This is a genomic window from Thalassospira sp. MBR-102 (assembly GCF_040549275.1).
In the GTDB taxonomy this organism is placed as follows: Bacteria; Pseudomonadota; Alphaproteobacteria; order Rhodospirillales; family Thalassospiraceae; genus Thalassospira; species Thalassospira xiamenensis.
Map to the genome: position 1 here is coordinate 109,420 of NZ_JBEPTC010000006.1, position 23,953 is coordinate 133,372.

The 23,953-nt window shown below is 53.9% G+C and carries 26 protein-coding genes; 21 read left to right on the forward strand and 5 right to left on the reverse strand.

Annotated features, from left to right (window positions below; translation table 11 throughout):
• Positions 1-66: 66 nt before the first annotated feature.
• Both ABIE64_RS12325 and ABIE64_RS12330 read left to right on the forward strand, forming a co-directional pair.
• Positions 67-870, forward strand: a complete 804-nt coding sequence (locus ABIE64_RS12325; protein ID WP_063092222.1) for a HesA/MoeB/ThiF family protein — start codon at positions 67-69, stop codon at positions 868-870.
• Positions 860-1,303 (forward strand): DsrE family protein, encoded by a 444-nt coding sequence (locus ABIE64_RS12330; protein ID WP_063092221.1) that lies wholly within the window; start codon positions 860-862, stop codon positions 1,301-1,303. The genes ABIE64_RS12325 and ABIE64_RS12330 overlap by 11 nt, the downstream gene beginning before the upstream one ends.
• A 13-nt stretch (positions 1,304-1,316) precedes the next feature.
• On the opposite strand, the gene ABIE64_RS12335 is transcribed toward ABIE64_RS12330, so the two are convergent.
• Entirely contained in the window at positions 1,317-1,991 is a 675-nt protein-coding gene (locus ABIE64_RS12335) for a LysE family translocator (protein WP_063092220.1), read from the reverse strand.
• 81 nt (positions 1,992-2,072) lie between these two features.
• Between ABIE64_RS12335 and ABIE64_RS12340 the strand changes: the two genes are divergently transcribed.
• A complete protein-coding gene (locus tag ABIE64_RS12340; protein ID WP_063092219.1) occupies positions 2,073-2,990 on the forward strand; it encodes a LysR substrate-binding domain-containing protein in 918 nt (305 codons plus the stop codon).
• Between the two features lie 100 nt (positions 2,991-3,090).
• Complete coding sequence (locus ABIE64_RS12345) at positions 3,091-3,624, forward strand: MgtC/SapB family protein (protein WP_063092218.1); 534 nt, start codon at positions 3,091-3,093, stop codon at positions 3,622-3,624.
• A 10-nt stretch (positions 3,625-3,634) separates the two neighbouring features.
• On the opposite strand, the gene ABIE64_RS12350 is transcribed toward ABIE64_RS12345, so the two are convergent.
• Positions 3,635-4,675 (reverse strand): LacI family DNA-binding transcriptional regulator, encoded by a 1,041-nt coding sequence (locus ABIE64_RS12350; protein WP_063092217.1) that lies wholly within the window; start codon positions 4,673-4,675, stop codon positions 3,635-3,637.
• A gap of 53 nt (positions 4,676-4,728) precedes the next feature.
• Positions 4,729-6,060, reverse strand: a complete 1,332-nt coding sequence (locus ABIE64_RS12355) for a GH1 family beta-glucosidase (protein ID WP_063092354.1) — start codon at positions 6,058-6,060, stop codon at positions 4,729-4,731.
• Positions 6,061-6,289: 229 nt separating this feature from the next.
• Here ABIE64_RS12355 and ABIE64_RS12360 point away from each other — a divergent pair, with 229 nt between their 5' ends.
• The 4 genes from ABIE64_RS12360 (at position 6,290) to ABIE64_RS12375 (ending at position 10,478) form a co-directional block, all read left to right on the forward strand.
• Complete coding sequence (locus ABIE64_RS12360) at positions 6,290-7,534, forward strand: ABC transporter substrate-binding protein (protein ID WP_354377592.1); 1,245 nt, start codon at positions 6,290-6,292, stop codon at positions 7,532-7,534.
• Between the two features lie 156 nt (positions 7,535-7,690).
• Positions 7,691-8,542 carry a carbohydrate ABC transporter permease gene (locus tag ABIE64_RS12365; protein ID WP_063092353.1) on the forward strand — a complete coding sequence of 284 codons (852 nt, stop codon included), beginning with the start codon at positions 7,691-7,693 and terminating at the stop codon, positions 8,540-8,542.
• 2 nt (positions 8,543-8,544) lie between these two features.
• Positions 8,545-9,399: a carbohydrate ABC transporter permease gene (locus ABIE64_RS12370; RefSeq protein ID WP_354377593.1), complete on the forward strand. Its 855-nt coding sequence runs from the start codon at positions 8,545-8,547 to the stop codon at positions 9,397-9,399.
• 5 nt (positions 9,400-9,404) lie between these two features.
• On the forward strand, positions 9,405-10,478 hold the full coding sequence (locus ABIE64_RS12375; protein ID WP_354377594.1) for an ABC transporter ATP-binding protein: 1,074 nt from the start codon (positions 9,405-9,407) through the stop codon (positions 10,476-10,478).
• A 58-nt stretch (positions 10,479-10,536) separates the two neighbouring features.
• Here ABIE64_RS12375 and ddpX read toward each other — a convergent pair whose 3' ends face one another.
• The gene (ddpX, locus tag ABIE64_RS12380) at positions 10,537-11,094 is read right to left on the reverse strand and encodes a D-alanyl-D-alanine dipeptidase (RefSeq protein WP_007088442.1); all 558 of its coding nucleotides are present in this window, start codon (positions 11,092-11,094) and stop codon (positions 10,537-10,539) included.
• 19 nt (positions 11,095-11,113) lie between these two features.
• Between ddpX and tsaB the strand changes: the two genes are divergently transcribed.
• Positions 11,114-11,932 (forward strand): tRNA (adenosine(37)-N6)-threonylcarbamoyltransferase complex dimerization subunit type 1 TsaB, encoded by an 819-nt coding sequence (gene tsaB, locus ABIE64_RS12385; protein ID WP_341365255.1) that lies wholly within the window; start codon positions 11,114-11,116, stop codon positions 11,930-11,932.
• Complete coding sequence (locus tag ABIE64_RS12390; RefSeq protein ID WP_354377595.1) at positions 11,929-12,468, forward strand: GNAT family N-acetyltransferase; 540 nt, start codon at positions 11,929-11,931, stop codon at positions 12,466-12,468. Before tsaB ends, ABIE64_RS12390 begins: the two co-directional genes overlap by 4 nt.
• Before the next feature lie 103 nt (positions 12,469-12,571).
• Here the strand turns inward: ABIE64_RS12390 and ABIE64_RS12395 are convergent, their stop codons facing one another.
• Entirely contained in the window at positions 12,572-12,817 is a 246-nt protein-coding gene (locus ABIE64_RS12395; RefSeq protein WP_007088439.1) for a sulfurtransferase TusA family protein, read from the reverse strand.
• Positions 12,818-13,012: 195 nt separating this feature from the next.
• On the opposite strand from ABIE64_RS12395, the gene ABIE64_RS12400 reads away from it, so the two are divergent.
• From ABIE64_RS12400 to trmB, 11 genes are all read left to right on the forward strand, one after another.
• Complete coding sequence (locus ABIE64_RS12400; RefSeq protein WP_007088438.1) at positions 13,013-13,435, forward strand: Fur family transcriptional regulator; 423 nt, start codon at positions 13,013-13,015, stop codon at positions 13,433-13,435.
• A 165-nt stretch (positions 13,436-13,600) separates the two neighbouring features.
• Complete coding sequence (locus tag ABIE64_RS12405) at positions 13,601-14,392, forward strand: GNAT family N-acetyltransferase (protein ID WP_007088437.1); 792 nt, start codon at positions 13,601-13,603, stop codon at positions 14,390-14,392.
• Positions 14,389-15,291, forward strand: a complete 903-nt coding sequence (locus ABIE64_RS12410; RefSeq protein ID WP_063092211.1) for a lysophospholipid acyltransferase family protein — start codon at positions 14,389-14,391, stop codon at positions 15,289-15,291. Before ABIE64_RS12405 ends, ABIE64_RS12410 begins: the two co-directional genes overlap by 4 nt.
• A 144-nt stretch (positions 15,292-15,435) precedes the next feature.
• Positions 15,436-16,821, forward strand: coding sequence for a tRNA (N6-isopentenyl adenosine(37)-C2)-methylthiotransferase MiaB (gene miaB, locus ABIE64_RS12415; protein ID WP_354377623.1), 1,386 nt, complete (start codon positions 15,436-15,438; stop codon positions 16,819-16,821).
• Positions 16,818-17,912, forward strand: a complete 1,095-nt coding sequence (locus ABIE64_RS12420) for a PhoH family protein (RefSeq protein WP_063092210.1) — start codon at positions 16,818-16,820, stop codon at positions 17,910-17,912. The genes miaB and ABIE64_RS12420 overlap by 4 nt, the downstream gene beginning before the upstream one ends.
• Positions 17,896-18,498, forward strand: a complete 603-nt coding sequence (gene ybeY, locus ABIE64_RS12425; RefSeq protein WP_341365258.1) for an rRNA maturation RNase YbeY — start codon at positions 17,896-17,898, stop codon at positions 18,496-18,498. The genes ABIE64_RS12420 and ybeY overlap by 17 nt, the downstream gene beginning before the upstream one ends.
• Positions 18,495-19,475, forward strand: a complete 981-nt coding sequence (locus ABIE64_RS12430) for a hemolysin family protein (RefSeq protein WP_082242524.1) — start codon at positions 18,495-18,497, stop codon at positions 19,473-19,475. The genes ybeY and ABIE64_RS12430 overlap by 4 nt, the downstream gene beginning before the upstream one ends.
• The gene (lnt, locus tag ABIE64_RS12435) at positions 19,468-21,048 is read left to right on the forward strand and encodes an apolipoprotein N-acyltransferase (RefSeq protein WP_354377596.1); all 1,581 of its coding nucleotides are present in this window, start codon (positions 19,468-19,470) and stop codon (positions 21,046-21,048) included. Before ABIE64_RS12430 ends, lnt begins: the two co-directional genes overlap by 8 nt.
• Positions 21,049-21,147: 99 nt before the next feature.
• On the forward strand, positions 21,148-21,618 hold the full coding sequence (locus ABIE64_RS12440) for a helix-turn-helix domain-containing protein (RefSeq protein WP_037989098.1): 471 nt from the start codon (positions 21,148-21,150) through the stop codon (positions 21,616-21,618).
• A 310-nt stretch (positions 21,619-21,928) separates the two neighbouring features.
• Positions 21,929-23,101: a methionine adenosyltransferase gene (gene metK, locus ABIE64_RS12445; protein WP_063092207.1), complete on the forward strand. Its 1,173-nt coding sequence runs from the start codon at positions 21,929-21,931 to the stop codon at positions 23,099-23,101.
• A gap of 132 nt (positions 23,102-23,233) precedes the next feature.
• Positions 23,234-23,950 (forward strand): tRNA (guanosine(46)-N7)-methyltransferase TrmB, encoded by a 717-nt coding sequence (gene trmB / locus ABIE64_RS12450; protein WP_063092351.1) that lies wholly within the window; start codon positions 23,234-23,236, stop codon positions 23,948-23,950.
• Positions 23,951-23,953 lie beyond the last annotated feature (3 nt).

Genomic DNA, 23,953 nt, shown 5'->3' on the forward strand with positions numbered 1-23,953 from the left:
CTTGTCTGTGCCATGCGCGCTATATGCAATGGTAGACCCGTTTGGAATGAATGAAAGAAACCGCCTGTGAGTGATTTTGATTTCAGCGAAAATGAAGTGCAGCGCTATGCCCGGCATATAGTTCTGAAGGATGTTGGCGGCACAGGGCAAATGAAGCTGAAGCGCGGGCGGGTGCTGATTGTCGGCGCGGGTGGACTTGGATCACCATTGGCAATGTATCTGTCCGCGGCCGGGGTTGGCAGCATCGGGATCGTCGATGCGGATACGGTCGAACTTTCCAATCTGCAGCGTCAGATCGTGCATGGCATGAAAGATCTTGGCAGCCCCAAGGTCGAAAGTGCCAAATCTACCATGCTTGATATGAACCCGGAAATCACCGTACGGACGCATGACGTGCGGCTTGATGCGTCCAATGTTATGGACCTGATTGCGGATTATGATGTGATTGCCGATGGGTCGGATAATTTCGAAACACGATTCCTGCTAAACGATGCATGCTATTTTGCGGGCAAAACGCTGGTGTCGGGTGCAGCCCTTCGGTTTGACGGGCAGGTTTCGACATTCAAGGCGCATCTGGGCGATCCGCATCCCTGTTATCGCTGCATCTATCACAGCCCACCGCCCGAGGATGCCATTCCGTCCTGTGCGCAGGGGGGTGTTCTTGGTCCCGTCGTGGGCATGATTGGCGGGATTCAGGCAACCGAAATCCTCAAGGAATTGATGGGGATTGGCGATGGTTTGTCCGGCAGGCTTGTGATTGTCGATGCACTTGGTGCATCCTTCCGAAAGATCAAAGTCCCGCGCGATCCGGGCTGCCCGCTTTGTTCCGAAAACGCCAGTATCAAGGACCTGTCCATTCATGAGCATTGAAACCGCGAAACAGTCGGAAAGCCCACGGAAATTGTCACTGGTGGTGTTTTCAGGCAGCTTTGAAAAGGTTCATTACGCACTCGTAATGGCATCTGCGGCACTGGCTTCGGGGCGCGAAGCCACCCTGTTTTTCACCATGGAAGCCTGTCGTGCGGTTCTGGCTCCGTCGGGCTGGCGTCATTTGCGGACAGAGGCCGAAGGGGCAACGGCTACCTCGATTGATCTCAGTTATTCCATACGTGGCATCGGCACGTTCGAGGAACTGCTGTCGGCCTGTGTCGCACTGGATGGTAAGTTCATGGTTTGCGATATGGGTCTTCGTGCGCTTGGCCTTGAAAACGAAGCAAAGCGCGAAGAACTTAAAATCGAGACGGGCGGCGTGGTAACGTTTCTGAATGACGCCCGTCAACAGGGCGAAATGCTGTTTATCTAAGACGTTGAAGAATTCAGTTGGTGCTTGTCAGTAGCTTGATGCCAAGTCCGGCAAGACACAGGCCCACCCCACGTTCAACCCAGATTTTAATAGCTGCGATGCGCGCTTGCACCGAAGGCAGTGTCAACGCGACCGCGACCAGTGCAAACCAGATCATGTGGCATGCCGCGATATACAAACCGTAACCGATTTCCATCAAAACCGGTGTATCGGGTGAAATCATCTGACTGAACAATGAAACGATGAACAGCATCGTCTTGGGGTTAAGGGCATTGCAGGCAAAACCGATCCAGAAAGCGGATCGGTTCCGTTTTTGATCTTCTTCCGGCCTGTTAGTGCTTTTGTTTGTCATTCGAGTCTGAAGGGCCGCGGGTCTTTTCGAAAATAAAGGCCGAATATCTGGCCAAAGTGCGGATATCCCCAGCCATATCAGATAGGCAGCACCCAGATAGCGCAAGCTGGTCAGAACCCAGACATTACTGGCAAATACAACGCCAAGCCCGATCAGCGTATAGGCCAGATGTACTGAAACACCGCTGCCGATCCCGATAGCGCACAGAACACCAGCGCGACGACCCCGTGTAAGTGCAATACGCGTCACCATGGCGAAATCCGGTCCGGGGCTGATAACGGCAAGAATGGTGATGATGGCGACGGCAATGACTTCGATCTGGGCAATAACGGGCATATTCGTGGTCCTTGATCTGTGAGTTGATTCAGTATCAAATTGAAAAGATCATCAGAAAATCGAAAATTCGTGGGAAATTTCGTGAGTAATTTTCACAGAAAGCGCAATCTGCCGCCACTTGCTGCGTTACCTGCCTTTGAGGCCGCGGCACGGCATCAAAGCTTTTCCCGCGCTGCCGAAGAATTGCACCTGACGCATGGTGCGATCAGCCGTGCAGTCGCGCAGATCGAGGAACGGCTGGGTATTGATCTGTTTGTTCGTCGCAACCGGCGTGTCTGGTTGACCCCGGCAGGCGAACGGCTTTTCAAGTCGGTCGTAACAGCCCTGGACGGGCTGGATGGCACGGTCGAGGAAATTCACCGCCATGACAGTGCATCGCCGATACTGTCAGTATCGTGCGAACCCAGCCTTGCCATGCGCTGGTTGATGCCAAGGCTGGGTGCGTTTCGCGAAGCCAATCCTGACTTGAATATCGATCTAAGGCTGGCCGGTGGGCCGGTTGATCTGCTGGTTGAGGGATGCGATCTGGCAATCCGGCGGGCCGATTTCGGCATTGCCGAGGATTACGAGGTAACCCGCCTTTGGCCGGAATTTGCCGGGCCGGTTTGTGACCCGGATTGCTGGGAAGGCATTCTGGTTCGCGATTTGTCCAATGCGCGATGGCTGCATAGTCGTACGCGGCCGGATGCCTGGGATATTTGGAAACGGGCGAGTGGAAGTAATGCAAGTCCGGCAAGCAAGCAATATTTCGACCATTTCTTTTTTACACTTCAAGCCGCTGTCAATCGTTTGGGGACTGCAATCGGGCCTTTGCCGCTGGTTTATGATGATCTCGTGGCTGGCCGATTGGTTGCGCCGCACGGTATGGCACCTACCGGCTATGACTATGTCCTGATTACATTGGATAGACCGGGGCGCGACCCGCGGATTTTGCGCTTCTTTGACTGGATGATGGTCGAAGCCAAGGGAATTGAAAGTGGAGTCGTGCCGCAAGACTGATTGATATCGGGCTGCCCGATTGACCGTTGGTGGAACAATGCACGAACAGGGTGCGTTTCGGTCTGTATATCAAACAGATTAAGCGCGAACTGGAAGCGGCATGACCAATCTTTCCTATCTTGCAACCGTCGAAGGCTATTTCGATATTGCGGTAATCGACATGATCCTGCGGCTGTGCGCGGCAACCGTCATTGGCATGCTGATCGGGTTAAACCGGGATGTGAATGGCAAGCCGACCGGCATGCGCACATTGGCATTGGTAGCACTTGGTGCGGCGGTTGTGTCGGTGGTTGCTGTACATTTCGAGGATTTGATCGATCACCCTGATGCACTATCGCGCGTCGTGCAGGGGATTTTGCAGGGCGTTTTAACCGGCATCGGCTTTATCGGGGCGGGTGTTATTCTGCGCCATCCAAAGGATATGTCAGTCAGCGGCCTGACGACGGCGGCAACCGTCTGGATCACGGCGGCACTTGGCATCGCATGCGCCCTTGCGGCCTGGCATATCGTGGTGATCGCGACGGTGTTGACGTTGATTGTCCTGATTGTTTTAAAACCGGTCGAACTGATGCTGGTTCGGCTTCTGGGTAGCGACGAAACGGTGGAAGATATCAGGAAAGACAACGAAGGCTGATTGCCATCGATCAGAAATCCTCCCCCTCCCGGAAGGCGGCGAGGTCATCAATCCGCCGATAAGGCAGCAGCGTTTGCAGTTCTTCGGCGGGTGTGCCGGTCATCAGGCTGTGCAAATGTTCTGACAGGACTTTTCCAACCTTGCGTTGCGGCTGGTAGTAATAGGCAAGTTTCTGTTTTGAAAGCATACGGAACGGCATGCCGCCAAAGCCGACAACACCAATTCCGTCACGGATCGTATCCATGTCCAGTTCCAGCAATGCTTCGAGTGCACCAATCATTGTCATCTGACTTGCGCAGACCACGGCAGTAGCATCGCGCTGATCAGTCAGCAGGCGGATGGTGGCTTCGCGGGCCGCGCGGACGGAAACATCCGAAGTCATCCAGATCAGGCTTTCTGGATCAAGTCCTGCCTCGATCATGGCGCGGCGCGCACCGCGTTTGCGATATCCGAAAAAGGTCAGGTCTTCAGGCGGATCAATCATGCCGATTTTGCGGTGGCCGTCATCAATCAGGCGTTTGACCGCATCATATGCCGCCTGTTCATCATCGTGATCGACAAAGGCATGCGGAGTTAAAAGTTCGGTACGGCCAAAGCTGACAAAGGGAAAGTCATGTTGCAGGCAGTATTTGGCGCGGCTGTCCTGCAATGTGGTGCGCGAAAAGACAACCGCATCGGCCATGTGTTGCGTATGTACGCGGCGAACGGGTTCAAGTGGATCTTCGCTGCTGGTCTGGGCCAGGACAACCAGTGAATAGTGATCGGCCTCCAAACCTTTTGCCAGGCTTTCAACCTGGGCCAGAAAGCCCGGGTCGCCATAATCACCAACTTCGGGGGAATACAGGATCGAACAGACCTGCATGGTTTTGCCGGTGCGCAGCATGACGCCACGGGCATCGGGGTGATAACCGATTTCGGCCGCCGCGGCTTTGACGCGTGCGACCGTATCAGGTTTGACCTCCGGCCCGTCTTTCAATGCACGAGAAACCGTTGTGACCGACAGGCCAAGACGGTCAGCAATAGTGCGAAGGTTCGGGCGGGAGGCTGACATACACAGGTCCGTTCATCTATTCTTTGGCGGACAATCTAATCGCCCGTTTGTGGTTAAGGCAATGCGTTGCTTTCGATCACGCGCCGCATGAAGTCATAAGACGCCTTTGGCGTCCGTTTCTGCGTGTTGTAATCGACATGCACCAACCCGAACCGCTTTTCATAGCCATATGCCCATTCGAAATTATCAAGCAGGGACCAGGGCATATATCCTTGCACATTTGCGCCTTCGTCAACGGCGCGCAAAAGAGCCGAGAGATATTCACTGTAGTAGGCAATGCGATCCTGATCTTCGATATAGCCGTCATGACCGGGAAGATCGATGAAGGCACCGCCATTCTCGGTCACGAAAACCGGCGGATTGCCGTAGTTCTCCTGCAGGATTTTCATGGTGCGATAGAAGCAGTCACCATCAATCGCCCACCCCATTTCTGTGCGACGGAAATATTTTGGCGGTTCGGCGTGTTTGAACGGCCATGCGCGTCCTTCAGTGGCTTCTATATAGCTTGGAAAATACTGGTTCAGGCCCTGAAAATCGACTTTGGTTTTGATCGCTTCAAGGTCTCCATCCTGAATATGGGGTTCCATGCGATCAATAATCAGCTCGGGATAGCGGCCGAAATAGACCGGATCAAGGAAGGTGCCATTCCATTTGGCTTCGAACAGATCGACCAGATGGGCGTCCTGTTCGCGCCGATGCGGCAATGTATAGGCCTTGTGCATCGGCAAAACGAATCCGACCGGTGCATCGGGATAATGATGCTTGATCACGCGGGTCGCCCGCGCATGGCACATATTCAGATGATGGGCGACGCGCATCGCCGCGCGTGGATCGGTAATGCCCGGTGCGTGGCGGCCTTCTTCGTGACCGACCCATGCAACCACGTTGGGTTCGTTAAATGTAACCCATGATTTGACCCGGTCGCCAAACCGCTTCACCAGCAATTCGGTGTAATCGCCAAACCAGTCAACGATATCGCGATTCGCCCAGCCCCCGCGATCCTGCAACGCCTGTGGCAAATCCCAGTGATAAAGACAAAGCCAAGGATCAAGACCGCGTTCGCACATTCCGTCAATCAGCCTGTCGTAAAACGCCATGCCGACTTCATTAACTTCGCCGGTGCCATTCGGTATGACACGCGGCCACATTACCGAAAATCGATAATGTTTCGCGCCAAGCCGGCGGATCAGGTCAAGATCCTCGGCCCAGCGATGGTAATGATCGCAGGCGACGCTGCCGTTGTCGCCATTGGCAACCCGGCCGGGTGTGGCGCAGTAGGTGTCCCAGATGCTGGCGCCGCGCCCGTCGTCGCTCGCGCCGCCTTCAATCTGATAGCTTGAGGTCGAGACACCCCAGCGGAAACCGTTGGGAAAAGGTTTAATCATGATTGCTTCCTTGCCCTGTCGCGGATCACATTCGTTGGCAGATCCAAAATCGTAACGTTTCGGAAATTTCGGCAAAAAAATAATGCCGGATCGATTTCGCCTTATTATGGCCGGGTTTTCTTGATTGACAAGAGTGAATAAAGCGCTTATCAAAAAAATCGAAACGTTACGAATTTTCGACCATTTAAGAAGTCGGGCGCGAACGTATCCATTAGGGAGGACATCCGTTATGAAGAAATTTTCAAGGGTTGCAGCACTTGCGACATTTCTGAGCGCCGGTGTTTCTGCCGGTGCGCTTCACGCCCAGACTGCCGAAGTTCTGCATTGGTGGACATCGGGCAGCGAGCAGGCTGCTTTGGGCGAAATCCGTACCGTTTTCGAAGCACAGGGCGGTAAATGGGTCGATACACCGATTGCGGGTGGCGGCAATGCCCGCGCGGCTGCGGTTAACCGCATGCTGGGCGGCGACCCGGCGACTGTTTTCCAGTTTTCCATCGGGCAGCAATTGCGTGAATTGGCCGATCAGGGGCTTCTGGCCGATGTAAATGCGGTGGCCGAGGAAGAAAACTGGGATGAAAAGCTGCCGCCACTTATCGTTCAGGCTGCAAAATATGATGGTGATTATATCGCCGCCCCGATCAACATCCATGGTGAAAACTGGATGTTCTACAACAAGGACGCGCTTGAAAAAGCCGGAATCGAGGTGCCGAAAAGCTGGCCGGAATTCGTTGATGCGGCGAAAAAGCTTGAAGATGCCGGTGTGATTCCGATCGGCCTTGGCGGGCAGCCGTGGCAGGAACGCATCCTGTTTAACAGTGTCCTTCTCGGCGTTGGCGGGCGTGAATTCTACGCCAAGCTATACAGCACGCTGGATGATGAACTTCTGGCATCCGACACCATGCGCAAGGTGTTTGAAACCTTTGCCGCACTCAAGCCCTTTGTCGATGAAGCGAGCCCGGGTCGTAACTGGAACGAAGCGACCAATATGGTCATCCGCGGCGACGCCGCGTTTCAGTTTATGGGTGACTGGGCCAAGGGTGAAATTATTGCGGCCGGTGTCGAACCGGGCACAACGGTCGGCTGTGCCTTCGCCCCGGCCATCGATACCGCCTATATCATGACGGTTGATGCCTTTGCCTTTTCCGCGATGGATAGCGAAGAAGCACAGGCGGCCCAGGAAAAAATGGCGCATGTGATGCTGGAGCCTGATGTCCAGATTGCGTTCAATAAGAAAAAGGGTTCGATCCCTGCCCTTCTTGATGTGCCGGGTGATAGTTTTGATGTCTGTGCACAAAAGGCCATGGCGACATTGCAGGACAAGAAAACCCATCTGGTCAGTACCGGTCTGTTTGGTGTTCCAAGTGCCGTTTCCGGGGCAATTGATGACAGTATCTCCAATTTCTGGAACAGTGCTGACATGAGTCCGGAACAGGGGCAGGAAGAATTCCGTCAGGCGATTTCCTACGCCAAGTAAGGCAGAGGGAATGACACGGCTTTGCAGGTGTGCCGCTGCTTGATGCAGCGGCACCTTTACAAAGAAGCGAGATTACTTATGGCCGAACCGGCACAGGGTGCGTTGAAAACTTCGCAGAACGGCAGACGGCGCTGGCGTCCGCAATGGACGGCAAGAATGGCGCTGATCCCTGCCATGACGATTACCATCGTCTGCTTTTATGGCTTTATTATCTGGACCTTTGTGATTTCGCTGACGCGGTCGCGTCTGTTGCCGGTCTATAAATTTACCGGCTTTGACCAATATGTGCGCCTGTTCGCCAATGAACGTTGGTGGACGGCAATGCAGAATATTGCCATTCATGGCTTCCTGTTTATAGGTGGATGTATCGTTTTCGGTTATTTGCTGGCGATTCTGATTGATCGCGGGATCAAGGCCGAGGGCATGTTTCGCACGGTTTTCATGCTGCCGCTTTCGATGTCTTTCATCGTGACAGGTGTCATCTGGCAATGGGTGATGAATCCGGGTTTGGGGCTTCAGGATGCTGTGCGCGAACTGGGCTGGACCACATTTGAATTCAACTGGATCGTGCGTCAGGACCGGGCGATCTATACCCTTGCCATTGCCGGAATCTGGCAGCAGGTCGGGCTGTGCATGGCGCTATTTCTAGCAGGGCTGCGTAATGTCGATCCCAATATCTGGAAGGCATCAAGGGTGGATGGCATTCCGGTCTGGCGGGTCTATCTGCATGTGATTACGCCGATGATGCGCACCGTATTCTTTACCGTATTCATCCTAATGAGCGCGATTGTCATGAAGGCCTATGACCTTGTCGTTGCCCTGACCGGCGGCGGGCCCGGCTTTTCATCGGATTTGCCGGCGAAATTTGTGGTCGATCATATCCTGAACCGGCAGGAACTTGGCCTTGGTGCGGCCGGTGCATTTGTATTGCTTTGTACCGTGATTGCAGTCATTTCGCCCTATATCCATTTTGAACTGCGCAAAGCACGCGACGGTGGGGGGCATTGACCATGCGATTTAACCGTCTTGCGCTTTATGGACTGCTCGGGATTGCTGCCCTGATGATTTTGGCGCCGGTTTTTATCATGGTGTCGACATCGCTTAAACCGATGGATGAAATTCGTGATGGCAGCATCTTTGCCCTGCCGGTGGAACCAAGTTTTGACGCGTGGCGCGAAGCATGGTCTGGCGATTGTAGCCAAACCGCAGGCGGAAATTGCGGTGGTCTGTCATCCTCCTTCCTGACATCAGTCAAAATCGTCATTCCGGCGCTTTTCCTTTCGGTCGGACTTGGTGCGGTTACCGGTTATGCCTTGGCAGCGTGGAAAATGCGCGGGGCCAATCTGATGTTTGCTGCCCTTCTGGTTGGCATGTTCATCCCGCCACAGGTAACACTTTATCCCCTGATCATCATGGTGCGCGAACTGGGAATATTCGGATCCATTCCGGGATTGGTTCTGGTGCATGTCATATGGGGCGTTGCCTTTACCACCATGATGTTTCGTAACTTTTTCAAAACCGTTCCACAAGATCTGCTGAAAGCCGCCCGCATTGACGGAGCCGGTTTCTGGCCCTTGTTCTGGCATGTCATGTTGCCCCTTTCGTTGCCGATACTCGGTGTCGCGATGATTTTGCAGTTCACATATATCTGGAACGATTTTCTGTTGGGCCTGACCTTTGGTGGGCGATCCGGACAACCGATGACGGTTGCGCTCAATAACCTTGTCGGATCGCAGTTCGGCGAGAAGGAATATAACGTGGATATGGCTGCCACCATGCTGACGGCGTTTCCGACATTGGCTGTTTATCTGCTGTCGGGGCGGTTGTTTGTTCGCGGAATTGCGGCTGGTGCAGTGAAAGGATAACGGACATGAACGGCGTTGAATTACGTGGTGTGACCAAGGCCTATGCCGGTCTGACTGTGATGAAGGATATCAATCTCGAAATCGAGGATGGTGCGTTTCTGGTCCTGTTAGGGCCGTCGGGGTGCGGCAAATCGACGATCTTGAACATGATTGCCGGTCTGGAACCCGTCACCGGCGGATCAATCCACATCGCCGGGCGGGATGTCACGGAACTGGAGCCTGATGAACGCGATATCGCGATGGTGTTTCAGTCCTATGCGCTCTATCCGACCATGTCGGTGCGCAGGAATATCGGTTTTGGCCTTAAAATGCGTGGCATGCCCAAGGCCGATATCGAAAAGCGTGTCGATGACATTGGTGAACTTCTGCAAATCACCACGCTTCTGGATCGCAAACCGTCGCAATTGTCCGGCGGGCAGCAGCAACGCGTGGCGATCGGCCGTGCGCTGGTGCGCGAACCATCGGTTTTCCTGTTTGACGAGCCTCTATCGAACCTTGATGCCAAATTGCGTGCCGATATGCGTGTCGAATTGAAACGTCTTCATGAACGGCTTGGCCGGACCATTGTCTATGTCACCCACGATCAGATCGAAGCCATGACGCTGGCAACCAAGGTTGTGGTGCTGGACAAAGGGTCTATCCAGCAGGCTGATACACCGGAAAATGTTTATCGCCGACCGGCCAACCGGTTTGTCGCCAGCTTCGTTGGTGCCCCGACCATGAATTTCATTGATGGCAAACTGGTTCAGGTGGGTGACGGAATTGCGTTTGACGGGGGATCGGGCCAATTGCCATTGGTAGATTTGCCCGGCCGCGCCCGTGAACTTATCAGCTGCCCCATGACATTGGGCGCGCGGCCGGAACATCTTGTATTTGATGATTTTGGTGCAAATGCCCGGGTCCTTCTGGCAGAGCCGACCGGGCCTGATCAATATGTCCGTCTTGCCGTCGCCGGGGCAGAGGTTACGGCCCGTACAGGCCCCGAACAGCATTTCAGTTCCGGCAGTGATGCCCGGATCATGATTGATGGTGCGCGTGTATCGCTGTTTGATCCGGAAAGTGGTCAGGCCGTACTATAGAAACCGGGCCGACCGCGTGCTTATTACGGTTGGTCCGGCAACTTTGTTGCCCAATCAATTATTTCATCATGCTTTGCGGCAGGGAACTGTCGGAAAACAGGGGATAATTGCTGCGTGCGTTAGGCAGTTGATAATGCCACCATTCGTGGCTGTAATATTCGAAACCCGCACTAACCATTATGCCCAGAAGCAGCAAACGGTTGGCCTCGGCGTCTTTTGAAAGCCCGTCCGCTCCATGATAGGACCGGATATGCATTTCATCAAACCCTGCCCCCATATCCAGTTCCTTGCCGTTTGCGTCCAACAGCGTTAGATCAATGGCAACACCACGGCCATGTGGCGATCCAAGATCGGGATTGGCGATGAAATCGGGATTGGGTGTATGGTTCCAAAGAGCCCGCTGGGCTTCTTGTGGGCGGAAGGCATCCAGAATACGAATGCGTTTACCGTGACGTCGCGCCATGGCGACAGCCTTTTTCAGGCAGTCCGCCGCATCACGATGAAGATAGCAGGCAGGCCGTGAATAAATCGGTGCCCCGGTGAAATTGCGATCCGTGGCATAAACAATATCAATTTCGACATCATATTCTTGTGGCGTAATTTCGACCAGCGCCATTGCCGGAGGCCCCCTGTTCTTGTCGTTTACCGATTACATCAAAAAAATGCTGACCGGTCAGTTGCGTAACAATCCCCATAGCGCAGATCAGATCGCACCGCAAACGTCATCCGGGGCCATTGAAAAAACGGGCCCAACGCTTTTGGCTATCGACACCGCGTCAACGTCACTTTCAACTGCCGTGCTGGTCAATGGCGAGGTCAAGGGCGAGCTTTATGAGGATATGGAACGCGGGCAGGCAGAAAACCTGATGAGGTTTATTGCCGAAAGTCTGGATCAGGCGGGAATCACCTTTGACGAGGTTGATGGTGTCGCCGTCACCGTCGGACCGGGCGCTTTTACCGGTATGCGGATCGGCCTTGCGACCGCGCGTGCGCTTGGGCTAGCACGTAAAATTCCGGTGGTTGGTGTCAGTTCGCTTGAGGCGGTGGCCTATGGCGTTTCCGAACGTGATCAGCAGGGACGAAATATTCTGGTGGCACTCGACAGCAAGCGGAACGAAATTTTTGCCCAGGCCTTTGATGGCAAGAAGCGCCCGCTCAGTGCGCCGGAATGTGTCGCACCCCGACAGGCTCTGATGATGGCCCCACCGGGCGATACGCTTCTGGCCGGCGATGCTACTCCACGCCTTTTGACTGCGGCTGCCCACGCGCCGGATGCGTTTTATGACTGCACGGCGCCGGGGCTACCGCGAGCCGGAAATGTGGCGCGTATTGCCGCGGCGCGCTGGGGAACGGATGAAAACCTGCCGCCTGTGCCAATGTATCTGCGTGCACCCGATGCGCGCCGTATCGAGGATCAGGGACCGGCAAAAAACAAGCCGGTACATGAGGAATGAGTGCTTCATCCCACCAGCCGGAAGTTGAAGACGGGATTGAAGTCGTTCCCCTGACTGCGGCGTTTTGCAATGTTGCAAGTGCGCTTCATGCTGAAGGGTTCGAAGATCAGGATTGCTGGTCGGCGGATGAGATGATCGCACTGCTTGATGTGCCTGGGGCCTTTGGGTTTCTGGCCTTTGCACCGGGGAATGAGGCGGAAAACCGCCTTGATATCCCACTTGGTTTTATCCAGATGCAGGCAGTGCTGGACGAGGCGGAAATCAACACCATCGTTGTCGCCAAGGAAGCGCGTAAACGCGGCGTTGCGAGAAAGCTGCTGTCTGCGACCTTTGATCGCTTGCGCGAAACCGGTGTCGGGCGGATTTTACTGGAAGTGGCCGATGATAACGCACCGGCGATTGCGCTTTATCGTGATTGCGGCTTTGTCGAGATCGGGCGGCGCAAGAGATACTATCGCCGGAAGTCCGGGCGTGAGGTCGATGCGCTGGTTATGGAGCGTGATCTTGGTGCTTGTGTTTTGGGCTGGGGCGATTAATGCAAGCTGGATGCATTCTATTTCGCTATATCCACATCAAATGTGTGGTTTTGACCGTCAAGCTGTTATAGTCTAGACCTTGATGACGACGCGCGGGATTTGTTCAACCTTTTCGTATCGTTAAACGGTATGTGTTCGGTGCGTCGGCAAGTTCGACAAGGTCAATGACGGTGTCGCCCATTTCGGTGACAGAACGCGGAACGTTTTTTAACGGTTCGCCAGCGCCTAGTGTTACTTCGAGAACCTGACCCTGTGTCATGGTTTCAAGTTTCAGTCGGGTGCGAACAAATGTCATCGGGCAGACATCCTTTGTGATGTCGATCTTATGATCGGGCGTGATGTCGTCCATATGCTGTCTCCTGATTGGGCACCGGAAACGTGAAGTAGCGTTTCATCGGGCTGGAGGCAAGCTGGAGAGAACAAATTATCGCTATTTGTACCTTGCGATATGTGACAGTTTTCTCGATATTTAGCCCACATGAGAGCAAAAGCCTGGGAGCATCCTGGCTGGGGACAGGCGGAACCGGAAACGAGAAACAAGACTATGCTTACAGAATCAACCATCGAGCAGAAGTGCATCGACGCGGGTTTGAAAATGACCGGCCAACGCCGGGTGATTGCCCGGGTCCTGTCGGAATCAGAAGATCATCCCGATGTGGAGCTCGTTTATCGCCGGGCGACCGAAATTGACCCGAAGATTTCGATTGCAACCGTTTATCGGACCGTTCGCCTGTTTGAAGAGGCGGATATTCTTGAAAAACACGATTTCGGTGATGGCCGTGCACGTTACGAGGAATTGACCGAGGAACACCACGACCACCTGATTGATATGCGATCAGGTAACGTGATCGAGTTTTCGAACGAAAAAATCGAAAAGTTGCAGGAAGAGATCGCCAGAGAGCTTGGTTACAAGCTTGTCGGTCATCGACTGGAGCTTTACGGCGTTCCGATGAAGGACGAAAAGTAACCGATTTCTGACAATACGATTGCGAAAATCGCAGATTTCAAGCCACCCGTTCATGCCGAGCGGGTGGTTTTTCATATTCCTGTTACGCGTTCTTAACAAAGCCTTCACTCGCCCCTGACGCGAAACTTGCGCAAAATCTGCGCAGATGAACGAAAGGGAGTTGCGATGAGCGACGATCGACAGCAGCGGTTAGAGGTGCGCCTCGCCGAAACCGAGGACGAAATCCTCGCCAGTCAGAAACTTCGCTACAAGGTGTTCTATGAGGAACGCGGGGCAAAGCCCAGCGCGGAAATGGCTGCGGCCGAGCGCGACTTTGACAATTATGATCCTTTATGTGACCACCTGCTGGTAATCGATCACAATCGCGGTCAGGGACCAGACGGTGTTGTCGGAACCTATCGCCTGCTGCGTCAGTCGGTTGCCAATCAGCACGGCGGCTTTTACAGCGCTGATGAATACCACATCCAGTCAATGCTTGATGCGGCACAAGGCAGCGGCGAGATCATGGAACTTGGTCGTTCCTGCGTTGAAGAAGCCTATCGGACGATGCCGACCCTGCAACTTCTTTGGCAGGGAATTGCTGCCTATGTTTTCAAATACGATATCAAGCTGATGTTTGGCTGCGCATCTTTCCATGGCACCGATCCGGATGCCTTTGGCGATGTTCTGACCTATCTGCATCACAATCATCTGGCACCCGAAGAAATGCGACCACGCGCAGTCGAAGGCCGGTACGAGCCGATGGCGCGCACGACGATTGATGCAATTGATGCACGACAGGCGCTTCGCGATCTGCCGCCATTGATCAAGGGCTATCTGCGATTGGGTGGTTTCGTCGGTGACGGTGCGGTGGTTGATCATCAGTTTAATACCACCGACATTTGCATCGTGTTACCGACGGAAAAGGTAACGGATCGTTACTACAAGCATTATGAGCGGACCGCGAGGGTATCGTGAACTGTTATGCGTGTGCAGCCATCCGGCTGTTGGCCTATGCCCTGCTGACTTTGATCCTGATCCCGGTTCAGGTGATGGCAATTGCATTTCGACTGCGATTGGCCGATGATCTGCCGCGGTTTTATCATGCGCTTTGCCTGAAAATCCTTCATATTGAGCTTCGCGTTTCCGGGGCAGAGTTGATGGACGGTCCGGGTATTATTGTGGCCAACCACGCGTCCTATCTCGATATTCCGGTGCTGGGGGCCTTGGTTCGCGGTAGTTTCATTGCCAAGACCGAGGTCGCCAGCTGGCCGATCTTCGGAACGCTTGCCAAGTTGCAGCGATCCACTTTTGTCGAGCGTCGCCCGGCCCGCGCTCGCGAGCAGAATGACCAGATTTCCCGGCGTCTTGCTGATGGGCACAAACTGATCCTGTTCCCGGAAGGCACCAGCAACGACGGCAACCGTGTGCTGCCGTTCAAATCGACTTTGTTCGGTGTTGCCGAACGCACCCTGCCCGATGGATCGCAGGTAAAAGTCCAGCCGGTTTCGATTGCGGCTACCCGTCTTGATGGAGCACCGATCGGACGCGATTTGCGTGCTTTCTATTCCTGGTACGGTGATATGGACTTGGCGCCGCATTTGTGGCAGTTTCTGGCTCTTGGCAAAGTAACGGTTGAGCTGGTTGTTCATCCGCCTGTGACCTTGGCCGATGCCGGGTCGCGCAAGGAACTTTCCCGGATGTGTGAAACAGCTGTTGCGCGTGGACATCATGCAGCACTGACCGGCATGCATCAGGGGGTTCCGGTTCCGCTGATTGATAATGGACGTACCGGTGATCTGATTGGCTTTTCGCCGCTGGCCATTGTTTCCGAAGATTTTCGTCTGTTCGGACCGGATCGTCAGTTCGGCTCCTGACCGTTTTGCCGTATGATCCGATTGCGTGAATTGGGTTTCATGTAACCGGAATTTCAGATATCGAAGATGTCCGGTCTGCGGTGTGAGCTTTCACACCGCTTTTCGGCGTATTCGAGAAAGCAGAAAACGGATCCAGAAGTGAGTGTGACGAAAAAGCTTTTTGTAAAAACCTATGGCTGTCAGATGAATGTTTATGACAGCCAGCGCATGCAGGACGTATTGGCGCCGCTGGGTTACCAGCCGGTCGACGATGCCGCAGGTGCCGATATGGTTATCCTCAATACTTGCCACATCCGCGAAAAGGCTGCTGAGAAGGTCTTTTCTGATCTTGGCCGTATTCGTAAACACAAAAAAGCCAAGGAAGCCAATGGCACGGACAAGATGATTGTCGCTGTTGCCGGTTGTGTTGCGCAGGCCGAAGGTGCGGAATTGATGCGTCGCGAACCGATGGTCGATATGGTGTTCGGGCCGCAGACCTATCATCGTTTGCCGGAAATGGTAGCGCGCGCCAATCGCGCAGTCGGGCGTGATCGCATCATTGATACCGATTTCCCGGCCGAGGAAAAGTTTGACCACCTACCCCAACAGGTTTCAAGACGGGGTTATTCGGCCTTTCTGGCGATTCAGGAAGGTTGCGATAAATTCTGTACCTTCTGTGTTGTGCCTTATACCCGCGGTGCCGAATATTCCCGACCGGGCATGGATATCATCAATGAAGCCCGCCAGCTCGTTGAAAAGGGCACCCGTGAAATCACTTTGTTGGGTCAGAACGTCAATGCGTATCACGGGGACGGCCAGAATGGCGGCGAATGGACGCTTGGTCGTCTGTTGCGCGAATTGTCCGAGATTGATGGACTTGATCGCATTCGTTACACAACCTCGCACCCGCGCGATGTTGATGATGACCTGATTGCAGCCCATCGTGACCTTCCCAAACTGATGCCGTTTTTGCATCTTCCCATTCAGGCAGGGTCGGATCGTGTGTTGCAGGCGATGAACCGCAAGCATGATGGCGCATCTTATCGCGAAATCGTTACAAAACTCAAAGATGCCTGCCCTGATCTTGCGCTGTCGTCTGATTTTATCGTGGGTTTCCCCGGCGAATCCGACAAGGATTTCGAAGACACGATGCAAATGGTGCGCGATATCACCTTCATTCAGGCGTTCAGCTTTAAATACAGCCCGCGCCCCGGCACTCCGGCATCGGCCATGGAACTGCAGGTTCCCGAGCCGGTAAAGACCGAACGGATCATGCGTCTTCAGGCGCTTCTCGCCGAGCAGCAGCTTGAATTCAACCGAAACTGTCTTGGTCGGGAAATGGATGTCCTGCTGGAACGCCACGGCAAACTTGAAGGACAGCTTGTCGGAAAAAGCCCTTATATGCAGCCGGTTCACGTCAGCGGTTTACCAGAATCCGCATTGGGACAGATCGTAAGGTTGAAAATCACCGAAGCACTGCCTAATTCCCTTGGCGGTGAACTGGTCGATGCCCCGGTTCAAAACCGGGATTCTGAAAGGAAAATTGCGTGACTGCCACTTCAGCCAAGGCAAAAAACACGGCAAAAGCCAAGTCTTCGACCAAAGACACCGACCAGATCGAATTTGCAGATAATGCACTTGCCCAGCTTTTATATGGGCCGCAGGCCGAAAACCTGACCCGCCTTTCCGAAGGTACCGGCGTTCAGGTTTCCAGTCGTGGATCGGTTGTGACCCTAGCCGGGCAAGGTCCCAAAGTAGCCCAGGCCAAAAAGGTTCTTGGTCAGCTTTATGCGCGCTTGCGCGACAAGGAAATAGATCATGTCGATGTCGAAACGGTTGATGGTGCCATCCGTTTGTCCGAACCCGACGAAGCTGACCCCTGGACCGGGCAGACCAAAGATATGTTTGGCGGGTCGCGTCTGACCATCCAGACCAAAAAACGGCGGATTTCGCCGAGATCCAAACGCCAGAAGGATTATGTAGAGGCAATGCTTGATCACGAGCTGGTCTTTGGCATTGGTCCGGCCGGAACCGGCAAGACCTATCTGGCGGTCGCCATGGCGGTTCAATCGCTTATTCAGGGACAGGTTGATCGTATCGTCCTGTCACGTCCTGCGGTCGAGGCCGGCGAACGGCTTGGTTTCCTGCCGGGTGATCTGAAGGACAAGGTCGATCCGTATCTGCGTCCGCTTTATGATGCGCTGCATGACACCTTGCCTGGCGACGTCGTGATCAAGCGAATGGAAAGTGGTGAGATCGAAGTTGCCCCGCTTGCCTTTATGCGTGGCCGTACTTTGGCACATGCCTTTGTCATTCTGGACGAAGCACAGAACACGACAGCCATGCAGATGAAAATGTTCCTGACCCGTCTCGGCGAAGGATCGCGGATGGTGGTGACGGGTGACCTGACTCAGGTCGATTTGCCCGATGGCACCAAATCGGGTCTGCGGGATGCGCTTGAAACCATCGCGGATGTCAAAGGTGTCGCGACGATCAAGTTTGATCAGCGCGACGTTGTTCGCCATGCGCTTGTCACCAAGATTGTTCAGGCTTATGACGCGGCAGATGCATTGCGGGACAGACTGAAAAAAGGCTATCGCGGAATCAAGGACGAGGATCAGGGCGATGACAGCACCGCTTGATCTGGACCTTGATGTTGAAGCGGGCAATTGGACCAAGGCCGACATTGATGCGATTGAAAATGCTGTGCGTGCCGCCCTTGATGGCGCTGTGCGTGACGGTGCGCTTTGGGAAGAAGATGCGGCTCCAGCCGATGGCACACCCGACCAAGGAGATGGTGCATCGCTTTTAAGTATTGCGCCGGTGGTTGAGGTCGGTGTTCGGTTATCCGATGATGCGTCTGTCCGGATATTGAACCGTGATTATCGCGGCAAGGATAGTCCGACCAACGTTTTATCGTTCGCAGCCCTCGAAAGTGCGGATGATACAGCAGCTTTCATGATGTCATCCGATATGCCCCTGATGCTGGGTGATATCGTCATTGCACGTGAAACATGCGAACGTGAAGCCTCGGAACAGAATAAGACACTGATAAATCATCTTGTTCATCTGACTGTACATGGCACGCTGCATCTTGTCGGCTATGATCATATGGTTGATGATGAAGCCGAAGAGATGGAAGAACTTGAACGGCAAATTCTTGCCGCACTGGGGATCGATGATCCCTATGAACCGATTGAAGATCAAGATATCGAAACAGGACAATGAACGAGAATAGTCAGCGCGACGACGACCACGAGAGTACGAGCCCTCGCCAGGGCGGGGAGAATGGTCAGGATTCCGATAACGGATCCTTGTGGGGAAATGTCGCATCGGCATTAGGCCTTAAGCGCGGCAAGCCAAGGAATGGCGAGGCATCGCTTTCCGACACACTTGAAGAACTTGCCGAGCGCAGTGAAGAGGATGACGAGCCCGTCTCGCTTCACGAACGGTCACTTTTTGAAAATATCATCGCACTCCGCGATATGACGGCCGAGGATGTGATGATCCCGCGGGCCGATATCGTTGCGGTCGAAAAAAGCATCACGCTTGACGAGCTTGTTGACGTGATGGTGAAAAAAGCTCATTCACGCCTACCGGTTTATGGCGAGTCCCTCGATGAAATTGCCGGTATGGTTCATATCAAGGATGTGCTGGGCTGTGTTGCTGCCGGCAAGGAATTCAAGCTGCAATCCCTTTTGCGTCGGGTGTTGTTCGTATCGCCCGCCATTCGGGTGCTTGATCTTCTGTCCGAAATGCGTTTGTCGCGAACGCATATGGCATTGGTCGTCGACGAGTTTGGCGGCATTGACGGGCTGATCACTATCGAGGATCTGGTCGAGGAAATCGTTGGCGAGATTGATGACGAACATGACATTGATCAGACACCGAAACTGATCCGGCTTTCCGATGGCTGTTATATCGCCGATGCCCGCTACGAGGTCGAAGACCTTGAGGAAAAGCTGGGATTCGGCCTGTTGGATGAAGACGAGGACGAAGATATCGATACATTGGGCGGGCTGGTCTTCTCGCTTGCGGGGCGTGTGCCTGCGCGCGGGGAACTGATCGAACATCCGTCCGGTATCCAGTTCGAAGTCCTTGATGCCGACCCGCGCCGAATTCGGCGTTTGCGTATTCATCTGGTCCGGACCGAACCGGCCGAGATTAGTGACGAAAGTTCCAAACAGGGATCATCGAATGATTGACAGACTGGCGGCGCGCCTCGCCAACCTTTCGGGTTGGCGCAGGCGCTTCCTGTGGTTGGTGTCTGGGGCGGTTGCGGTTTTGGCGTTACCGCCTTTCTTCTTTTTGCCGGCCTTGCCAGTGGCTTTTGCCATACTGCTCTGGTCGCTTGAGGGGGTTAAGTGCAACAAGGGGGCGCTGTCCGCCGGTTGGTGGTTTGGTACCGGGCATTTTGCCGCTGGGTTCTATTGGATCAGTCATGCGTTTCTGGTTCAGCCGGAAATCTATGGATGGATGATTCCATTTGCTCTTTTGGGGCTAGGCGGCGGGCTGGCAATTTTCCCGATGGTCGCCGTTTGGGCAAGCTGGCGGTTGACGCGGCAAATCATTGGTCGTGCCATAATGCTGGCAACTCTTTGGGCTGTGGCGGAATTCCTGCGGGGCCATGTATTGACCGGATTTCCTTGGAATTTGCTGGCGCATGTCTGGGCTTTTGATCCAGCACCAATGCAGTTTGCCTCGATTGTCGGTGTTTACGGTCTATCCGTGTTCACGGCTTTGTTTGCGACCCTGCCGGCAACGTTTATTGCCGGGCGCGTGGGCAGAATAAGTGCCATTGCTGGCATTATGATTGCAGTTCTGCTGTGGGGCGGTGGTGCCATTCGTTTGTCGCTGGTTGGTCCCGCGACAGCCGACGCAACGGTTTCTGATGATCTGCCCGTCATTCAGGTTGTTCAACCCAATATTCCTCAACGTGAAAAGTGGATTCCCGAACTTCAGGATCAGCATTTCGCAAAATTGCTGAGATTGTCGCGTCGCCCGGTTGATATGGCGCCAGATCTAAAACGTATCGTGATTTGGCCAGAAACGGCTGCAACATTCTTTGTGGAAGCCCAACCTGTTCGTAGGTTGCAAATGGCATCGGTTCTTGGACCTGATGATATCCTGATTACCGGGGCACCTAGGACCTATCCGCGGGATACGAATGAATTCAAGGTTTGGAACGCCGTTCAGGTTCTTGACAGCAACGGGGAAATTGTTGCGAGTTTTGACAAGTTTCATCTTGTGCCATTTGGCGAATATGTACCTCTCAGAGAATGGATTCCGATCCCTAAGCTGACTGCTGGCCGCACAGATTTTTCATTTGGTGAAGGGCCACAGACCCTTGAAGTGGCCGGGATGCCAAGCTTCTCGCCGTTGATATGCTACGAGGTCATTTTCCCGGGCGCTGTTATTGACGATGCAAATCAGCCTGACTGGCTGCTCAATGTTACCAATGACGGGTGGTTTGGCAAAAGTGCTGGTCCGTATCAGCATCTGGCAGCAGCACGGTTCCGCAGCATCGAAGAAGGCCGACCGCTGGTGCGCGCGGCCTATACAGGCGTATCGGGAATGTATGACGCCTATGGTCGGGAACTGGCAAAACTCCCCTTAAGAACAGAGGAGATCATGGTTCACCCCCTTTCGGGGGTGTATAACCATACCACAGTATATTATTTGTGGCGCGATATTCTATTTTACGGTATTGTAACCTTTCTAGCCGTTCTCGTTTTGGGATATAGTAGGTCATTCAAATCCCTTAAAGCGGCTGTGTGAAGCACCGAACCGCTCCCTGATTGTCCCACCAAAAATAAGAGCGGGTAGGTCGGAGTGAGAGAAGGACAACACAAAATGTCGCCTAAGGATGAAAACACGATGGTCAAGAATACTCGTGGTAGAGGTCGGGGCCGGACCGCAAATGGCAAGCCTAACCCCGTCGACATTCATGTCGGTGCACGTGTTCGGTTGCGCAGAACCCTTCTTGGTATGAGCCAGGAAAAACTGGGTGAGGCCATTGGGCTGACATTCCAGCAGGTCCAGAAATACGAACGCGGTGCAAACCGTGTCGGGGCTTCGCGCCTTTATGATTTGTCGCGCGTTCTGGAAGTACCGGTTTCATTCTTCTTTGATGATATGCCTGACGAGATTTCGACGAAATCCGTGCATGAGCGTCGCGAAATGTCGGAAAGCCCGGATCCGTTCGATAATGATCCGATGAACCGCCGTGAAACCCTTGAACTGGTACGTGCATATTATCGGATCACCGATCCGACCCAGCGCAAGCGTGTTTTCGAGCTGGTTAAATCGATGGGCATTCTTGTTGCCGATAACGAAAATGCGAAATAGAAGACACCCGAAATTATGATTTCAAAAAGCGCATTTGCCAGAAAGTTGCAGATGCGCTTTTTCTTTGTTTCCTTCGAGTTTCTGGCCGAAATGCGTCAGGCGCGTTACGCTTATGCGTCGATCTTTCTTGACCCTAAAATGTCATTGGGGCAAAACCGCAGCTTGGGTGATAAGCCCGATTGAATACGTGGACGGATTTGGACCGCTTGCCACCACGTTAAAAAAGGCTAAGTGGGCGCAATTGGTGCAAACTTGTACCGATGCCCTCCGGTCCAGTTTTGGAACTCCTTTTTTACCGGAGAAGGTTTTAATGTCTCTTTCCGAATATCTTTTTACCAGTGAGTCGGTTTCCGAGGGTCACCCGGACAAGGTCTGTGACCGCATTTCCGATTCCATCGTTGATGCGTTTCTGGCCGCCGATGAAGATTCGCGCGTTGCCGTTGAGACTCTGGCAACCACCAATCGTGTGGTTCTGGCTGGCGAAGTTCGCGGTCCTGAAAGCGTTTCCAAGGAAGTCATGGTCGAAGCTGCACGCGAAGCCATTCGCGCCATTGGCTACGAGCAGGAAGGTTTTCACTGGAAGACTGCTGAGATTGAGTGCCACGTCCACGAACAGTCTGCAGATATCGCTCAGGGTGTCGACTCCGCTGGTGAAAAAGACCTCGGCGCGGGAGATCAGGGCATTATGTTCGGTTATGCTTGCAACGAGACGGACGAGCTGATGCCGGCTCCGATCCAGTTCTCGCACCGTATCCTGCGCAAAATGGCCGAAGACCGCCATTCTGGAAAATCAGCCGAGTTCGGTCCGGATGCAAAAAGCCAGGTTACCTTGCGCTATGTAGATGGCAAGCCGGTTGGGGCGACGTCGGTTGTTGTTTCGACCCAGCACGCAGATGGCCTTAATCAGGCCGATGTGCGCTCGCTTGTTATGCCCTATATCCAGAACATTCTGCCGGAAGGCTGGATGCCAGCCGAAGACGAGATTTACATCAACCCAACGGGTCGTTTTGTTATTGGTGGCCCTGATGGCGACGCCGGTCTGACCGGTCGTAAAATCATCGTTGATACCTATGGTGGCGCTGCACCGCATGGCGGTGGTGCATTCTCGGGTAAAGATCCGACCAAGGTTGACCGCTCGGCTGCTTATGCTGCTCGTTATCTCGCGAAAAACGTTGTTGCCGCTGGTCTTGCTGAACGTTGCACCATTCAGGTTGCCTATGCGATCGGTATTTCCAAGCCGCTGGCTCTTTATGTGAATAACCATGGCACCGGTAATGTGGATGAAATCAAGCTGGGCAGTGTGCTGCGTCAGTTGATGGATCTCAGCCCACGTGGCATTCGCGAACATCTTTCGCTGTGTCGTCCGATTTACACCCCGACTTCTGCGTACGGTCATTTTGGTCGTCAGCCGCAGGAAGATGGTCACTTCTCTTGGGAACGTACCGATCTGGTGGGTGATCTTAAGTCGGCATTCGGTGCCTGATTGGCTGAAAAGCCAACGCGCGAATTGCCAAAATCGTGTGGCATGATATGAGGCGGGCGGCCCCGATACAGTTCCGGGGCCGCTCGTTTGATTTTGGACCCCTTTTTCGAACCCGTCCTGACAGATAAGACAATGCGCAACAGCAACCGCCCGCTACCAACTCCGGATCGTCCAAATTTTTATGGCCGTCGTGGCAGCCGTCCTCTTAAGGATTCGCGCCGGGCGCTGGTCGACGAACTGTTGCCGAAAATCGGGATTACCTATCCCGATCAGGCTGATGTCGATCCGAATGGCTATTTCGCGGAGAAACCGGAACAGCTTTGGCTCGAGATCGGCTTTGGCGGGGGGGAACATCTGGCGGGCCAGGCTCAGGCCAACCCGCAGACGGGGATTATCGGGGCTGAACCGTTTATGGACGGGGTTGGCAGCCTGTTGCGCCATATCGATGAGCGCGGACTGACCAATGTTCGGGTCATTGCGGACGATTCCCGACCACTGCTTTATAAGCTGGTTGATGCCTGCTTTGATCGGGCATTCCTGCTGTTCCCGGATCCGTGGCCGAAAAAGCGTCATGCTGAACGTCGATTCATTGGCCCCAAAAACCTTGCATTGCTGGCGCGTCTTCTCAAAGATGGGGCCGAGTTCCGGGTGGCCAGCGACGATATGCAGTATATTTCCTGGACACTGCAACATCTGCACAATCATCCGGATTTCGAATGGCTTGCTGAAAGCCCCGAAGACTGGCGCAATCCGCCCGTTGATTGGGTCAAAACCCGTTATGAACAAAAAGCACTCCGTCAGGGCAAAAAGTGCAACTATTTGCGGTTTCGTCGTAAAAAGCGTTCCTGATCT

Excerpts from the sequence above, each read along its gene's own strand:
- ABIE64_RS12360 (WP_354377592.1), top strand. The coding sequence starts at position 6,290 with ATGAAGAAATTTTCAAGGGTTGCAGCACTTGCGACATTTCTGAGCGCC.
- ABIE64_RS12405 (WP_007088437.1), top strand. The coding sequence starts at position 13,601 with ATGAGCGACGATCGACAGCAGCGGTTAGAGGTGCGCCTCGCCGAAACC.
- ABIE64_RS12430 (WP_082242524.1), top strand. The coding sequence starts at position 18,495 with ATGAACGAGAATAGTCAGCGCGACGACGACCACGAGAGTACGAGCCCT.
- ABIE64_RS12375 (WP_354377594.1), top strand. The coding sequence starts at position 9,405 with ATGAACGGCGTTGAATTACGTGGTGTGACCAAGGCCTATGCCGGTCTG.
- ABIE64_RS12400 (WP_007088438.1), top strand. The coding sequence starts at position 13,013 with ATGCTTACAGAATCAACCATCGAGCAGAAGTGCATCGACGCGGGTTTG.
- lnt (WP_354377596.1), top strand. The coding sequence starts at position 19,468 with ATGATTGACAGACTGGCGGCGCGCCTCGCCAACCTTTCGGGTTGGCGC.
- ddpX (WP_007088442.1), bottom strand. The coding sequence starts at position 11,094 with ATGGCGCTGGTCGAAATTACGCCACAAGAATATGATGTCGAAATTGAT.
- ABIE64_RS12355 (WP_063092354.1), bottom strand. The coding sequence starts at position 6,060 with ATGATTAAACCTTTTCCCAACGGTTTCCGCTGGGGTGTCTCGACCTCA.
- ybeY (WP_341365258.1), top strand. The coding sequence starts at position 17,896 with ATGACAGCACCGCTTGATCTGGACCTTGATGTTGAAGCGGGCAATTGG.
- ABIE64_RS12440 (WP_037989098.1), top strand. The coding sequence starts at position 21,148 with ATGGTCAAGAATACTCGTGGTAGAGGTCGGGGCCGGACCGCAAATGGC.
- ABIE64_RS12365 (WP_063092353.1), top strand. The coding sequence starts at position 7,691 with ATGGCGCTGATCCCTGCCATGACGATTACCATCGTCTGCTTTTATGGC.
- ABIE64_RS12330 (WP_063092221.1), top strand. The coding sequence starts at position 860 with ATGAGCATTGAAACCGCGAAACAGTCGGAAAGCCCACGGAAATTGTCA.
- ABIE64_RS12335 (WP_063092220.1), bottom strand. The coding sequence starts at position 1,991 with ATGCCCGTTATTGCCCAGATCGAAGTCATTGCCGTCGCCATCATCACC.
- ABIE64_RS12390 (WP_354377595.1), top strand. The coding sequence starts at position 11,929 with ATGAGTGCTTCATCCCACCAGCCGGAAGTTGAAGACGGGATTGAAGTC.
- ABIE64_RS12350 (WP_063092217.1), bottom strand. The coding sequence starts at position 4,675 with ATGTCAGCCTCCCGCCCGAACCTTCGCACTATTGCTGACCGTCTTGGC.
- ABIE64_RS12345 (WP_063092218.1), top strand. The coding sequence starts at position 3,091 with ATGACCAATCTTTCCTATCTTGCAACCGTCGAAGGCTATTTCGATATT.
- trmB (WP_063092351.1), top strand. The coding sequence starts at position 23,234 with ATGCGCAACAGCAACCGCCCGCTACCAACTCCGGATCGTCCAAATTTT.
- metK (WP_063092207.1), top strand. The coding sequence starts at position 21,929 with ATGTCTCTTTCCGAATATCTTTTTACCAGTGAGTCGGTTTCCGAGGGT.
- ABIE64_RS12395 (WP_007088439.1), bottom strand. The coding sequence starts at position 12,817 with ATGGACGACATCACGCCCGATCATAAGATCGACATCACAAAGGATGTC.
- ABIE64_RS12370 (WP_354377593.1), top strand. The coding sequence starts at position 8,545 with ATGCGATTTAACCGTCTTGCGCTTTATGGACTGCTCGGGATTGCTGCC.